Origin of the sequence: Ramlibacter sp. (assembly GCF_013697775.1) — a bacterium.
In the GTDB taxonomy this organism is placed as follows: domain Bacteria; phylum Pseudomonadota; class Gammaproteobacteria; order Burkholderiales; family Burkholderiaceae_C; genus Ramlibacter.
In genome coordinates, this window is the sequence record NZ_JACCWG010000396.1 from 1 (window position 1) to 3,083 (window position 3,083).

At 70.7% G+C, this 3,083-nt stretch carries 4 protein-coding genes; all 4 read right to left on the reverse strand.

Annotated features, from left to right (window positions below):
• Positions 1–302: lasso peptide biosynthesis protein (locus H0U68_RS20385; RefSeq protein ID WP_296358733.1), on the reverse strand; the 302-nt coding region annotated here is incomplete at its 3' end.
• Positions 296–1,996, reverse strand: coding sequence for an ABC transporter ATP-binding protein (locus H0U68_RS20390; protein WP_296358734.1), 1,701 nt, complete (start codon positions 1,994–1,996; stop codon positions 296–298). The genes H0U68_RS20390 and H0U68_RS20385, both read right to left, overlap by 7 nt.
• A gap of 42 nt (positions 1,997–2,038) precedes the next feature.
• Positions 2,039–2,449: a tail fiber domain-containing protein gene (locus H0U68_RS20395; RefSeq protein WP_296358735.1), complete on the reverse strand. Its 411-nt coding sequence runs from the start codon at positions 2,447–2,449 to the stop codon at positions 2,039–2,041.
• Positions 2,442–3,083 (reverse strand): asparagine synthase-related protein (locus H0U68_RS20400; RefSeq protein WP_296358736.1); only part of this gene is annotated, 642 nt, incomplete at its 5' end. The genes H0U68_RS20400 and H0U68_RS20395, both read right to left, overlap by 8 nt.

Genomic DNA, 3,083 nt, shown 5'->3' on the forward strand with positions numbered 1-3,083 from the left:
AGCCACTGCAGCACCAGCGAGCGCGTGAGGCAGTTCGCGCGGAACGGGCCGCGCCGTGCCGCCAGGTTGACGAGATCGCCCATGGCGCGCGCCTGCGCCGCCGGCGGGGCGCCATGGAGTGCGTCCCGCAGCGGCGCGCCTTCGATGAAGGCGCGCGTGCGCTTCAGGCCGGCCGCATGCAGGCCGAGCCAGAACAGCGGCATGGCGATGCAGGCGGCAACGAGCGCGCTTCGCTGCACCGGCGCCAGGGCGCGCCAGCGTGCGAGCCGGTGCAGCAGCCGAGATGCGCTTTGCTTCAGCATGCGCTTGCGGCGACGTGGGCGCCACCATCGGCACCGCCCGCCGCGTGAGGCAGGACTTCCACCGCGCGGCCGTGCGCGATGCGGATCACCCGGTCGGCCAGGGCCAGGCTGGCGGGCCGGTGCGTGATCAGCAGCACCGTGCGTTCGCCCAGCGTGCGGCGGCAGCTCTCGATGAAGGCGCGCTCGCCCTCGGGGTCGAACATGGCGGTGGCTTCGTCCAGGATCAGGATCGGCGGATCCTTCAGCAGCGCGCGCGCGAGCGCGATGCGCTGGCGCTGCCCGCCCGACAGGCGCACGCCTTCGTCGCCGATGACCGTATCGTAGCCGTCCGGCAGCGCCGTGATGAAGGCATGGGCCTGCGCCATCCGCGCGGCGTGTTCGATGGCCGCGCCGTCCGCGTCCAGGCGGCCGTAGCCGATGTTGTCGCGCACCGTGCCGTTGAACAGCAGCACGTGCTGCGCCACGATGCCGATCTGCCCGCGCAGGCTGCGCAGGCTGACGCCATCGATGCCGATGCCGTCGATGGCGATGCTGCCGGCCTGCGGTGCGTGCAGGCGCATCAGCAGGTGCGCCAGCGTGCTCTTGCCGGCGCCGTTCTCGCCGGTGATGGCGACCGTTTCGCCGGCGGCGATGCGCAGGCTCAGGCCGTCCAGCGCTGGAGGCCGGCCGGGATAGGCGAAGCGCACGTCGCGGAACTCGATGGCGCCGCGCACCGGCGGCAGCGCGCGCAGCGCCGCCGCGTCAGGCTCCGGCGGTTCGGCGAACACGGCCTGCAGGCGCTGCAGCGTGGCCGACGTCATCAGCACCTGGCCATAGGCGCCGGCCAGCGCCGCCACCGGGCGCGTGAGCAGGGCGGCGTACAGCAGGAAGCTGACCAGTTCCGCCGTGGTCATCGTCGCCTGGCCCAGGCGGCGGCCCATCAGCCACAGCAGCAGCACCGCGGCGGCGCCGGCGGCGAACTGTACCGCCGGCTCCAGCGCCGCGTACATGCGCGCGTGGCGGGTGCTCAGGCGACGCAGCGTCTCGTTGTGTTCACCGTAGCGGCGCGATTCGTGCGCCTCGCGCGTGAAAGCCTTGATGGCCGGCAGCATGGCGATGTTCTCGTCGGCCATGGCGACCGCTTCGGCTTCCGCCTGCTGCAGCGCCAGCGTTGTGGTGCGCAGCCGCCGCCCGACGATTTTCAGCACCAGGTAGAAGACCGGCACCAGCAGCGCGACCAGGCCTCCCAGCAGCCAGTCGATGCGCAGCATCAGCACGATGGCGCCGACCACCGCCAGCAGCTGCGGCGCCAGGCCCAGCAGCGTGCCGGTGAGGAAGGCGGCCAGCTGCGTCACCTGGTGCGACAGCAGCGCCAGCAGTTCGCCGTGCCGGCGCTGGTGGAAGAACGACAGCGGCAAGGCCTGCAGGTGCTCGTACAGCCGCATGCGCAAATCGGCCAGCACCTGCGCGAAACCCCGGCCGGCCAGCCGCTGCGTGGCGTAACGCAACACGGCCTGCAAGCCGAGCAGGCCGAGCAAGCCGGCGAGCAGCGGTGCGGCGCCCACCGCCATGCCCGCCAGCGCCTGCTGCGCCAGCTGCCCGCCCAGCCAGGGCAGGGCCAGGGCCGCCGCCGTGTCGGCCAGCATCAGCAAGGCACACAGCGCCAGTAGCCGCGCGTGCGGCGCTGCATGGGAGAGGAGGAGCCTGATGTGCATGGACGGACGGCTGCGCGTGCGGCGCCGGACACGCGCCAAGGATCAGTGCGGGAAACGGATGCCCAGCAGGCGGTAGTCCACCATCCGGTAGCCGTCCGGATTCAGCACCACGGCCTGCGGTAGCACCTGTTCCACCTCGTCCGCCATCACGCCGAAGTGGCGGCCTTCCGCTTGGCCGGTGCCGGGCTTGTAGTCGAACAGATACAGGCCGATGCCCAGCGGATGGGTGCCGACGCGCGCGATGTTGTGCTTCAGCGCGGGATCGCTGGGTTTCGGGCCCATGCCGCCGCCGACGTCGCAAGAGACGTTGTCGTCCATGCCGCAGCCGGTGGCCGATTGCGTCAACGCGGCCACTTGGCCGAACAGGACCAAGCTAGGCGGTGTGTAGGCGCGTTTGCCCGGCGTCTGCGCCCCAGCGGGGTTGCCGGTGGACGCTTGCTCGAAATCAGTCATGTCGCATTCCCTTTTCTTGCTGTACCAGCCAATGTCTCAACGCGATCGGCGCGAGGACGAGGACGTTGTTCCACGTGGAGTCGCTTCCCTCGCCTGCGCGATAGCGCTGGAGCGCCTCCTCGTGCCGCGCCCAGCGCACATAGTCATGGCCCGGGCGCTTCGCATCCGGCCGCGCCAACTGGTCTAATTTACCATCCGTTACCAGCTTGCGGACGTGATCTACTACCAAAGATGTCTTTGGGCGCATTCTGACCGCTTCCGGCAAGCGGCCGCGCATGGCTTCACGCAGCACGTGCTTGCCCGCCAGCATGAAGTTCGGCAGGCCCAGCAGGAAACGCACCAGACGCACGTCGTAGAACGGATGGCGCGCCACCACCGGCAGCTTGAGGACCTCGGCGGACTGCAGCGAGCGGCTGACCCAAGTCTGCCGTAGTTGGTGGCGTGCGTCGATGTTGCCGTGGTAACTCTTCCATACGTGCTCCCAGCGCGCCTGGAAGTCCACGCGGCGCGCGAACGCCGGATCGATCCAGTCCGGTAGTGGCGGCATCCACACAGGGTCGGCCCCGCGGCCCAGCAGGGCCGAGCGCAGGCCCATGCCGGCGAGCGAGCCGGTGTGGCGCGCGTGGTGCGCGAT